The organism is Catenuloplanes japonicus (genome assembly GCF_000717135.1).
In the GTDB taxonomy this organism is placed as follows: Bacteria; Actinomycetota; Actinomycetes; order Mycobacteriales; family Micromonosporaceae; genus Catenuloplanes; species Catenuloplanes japonicus.
In genome coordinates this window covers 1-893 of record NZ_JNXY01000086.1, presented here as the reverse complement: position 1 = coordinate 893, position 893 = coordinate 1, and the positions used below count along the sequence as shown (strand labels likewise).

The window sequence follows — 893 nt, the reverse complement described above, 5'->3', positions numbered from 1 at the left end:
CGCCAGCACGTCGTGCATCTCCCGCGCGATCCGCGCCCGCTCCAACTGCCGGGCCCGGTCCACCCGCAGCTGCTGCTCCGACTCCGCGCGCTCGGCCCGGTCCCGCAGCGAGCGGACCAGTTGCCGCCGCGACCGGACCAGCGAGCCGGCGAGCAGGACGAACGTGGAGAAGAAGACGGTCCAGCCCATCGCGGTCCAGTACGAGAGGTCCGGGTCCGGCCGGACCAGGCCCACGATCAGCGCCGGGATCACGTTGAGCACGGTCATCAGCGCGGCGACCGGGAAGCGCCGGTGCACCGCCACGGTGAACATGACGACCACGACCGCGGCCGCGCTGGCGATGGAGAAGAAGCCGAGCAGCGCGGTGAGGATGGTCAGCGTGACCGGCCGGCGGCGGCGCCACCAGAGGCCGGCGCAGAGCAGCAGGCTCAGCACCAGGTCAAGCCAGACCAGCCAGTCCGGGGCGTCGGCGCTGATCACCCGCTCGCCGCGGTTGATCACCGACTCGAACGTCACGGCCAGCACGAACGCGAGCGACAGCGTGAACGTCGCGGTGTCGACCAGCCAGTCCCTGGCCGTACGCGGGCGGACCGGATCATCCTCGTCCAGCGCGTCGAGCGCGCCGATCAGCGACCAGCGGTCCCCTGCTGCGGAGGTCGTCGCCATGTGCCCAGGCTACGGACCGTGGACAGGGGCCGGATACCGACCAAAGTCGAAGCCGGCACACAACTTTGGTTTTCCGGACGTCAACCACGGACCGACGCGGAGAACCGGGTGGCTCGGACAGGCTTATGGGCATGATTACGGCTGACCACCTGACGAAACGGTACGGCGCGCACACCGCCGTCGACGATGTCTCGTTCACCTGCGAGCCCGGCACGGTCACCGGCTTC

1 protein-coding gene and 1 pseudogene are annotated in these 893 nt (G+C 70.1%); one reads left to right on the top strand and one right to left on the bottom strand.

What is annotated here, in order from left to right; genetic code table 11:
• Positions 1 to 666: DUF7134 domain-containing protein (locus OP04_RS48085; RefSeq protein WP_033346804.1), on the bottom strand; the 666-nt coding region annotated here is incomplete at its 3' end.
• Between the two features lie 131 nt (positions 667 to 797).
• On the opposite strand from OP04_RS48085, the pseudogene OP04_RS54400 reads away from it, so the two are divergent.
• Positions 798 to 893, top strand: a pseudogene (locus OP04_RS54400) (ABC transporter ATP-binding protein); the annotation flags it as partial.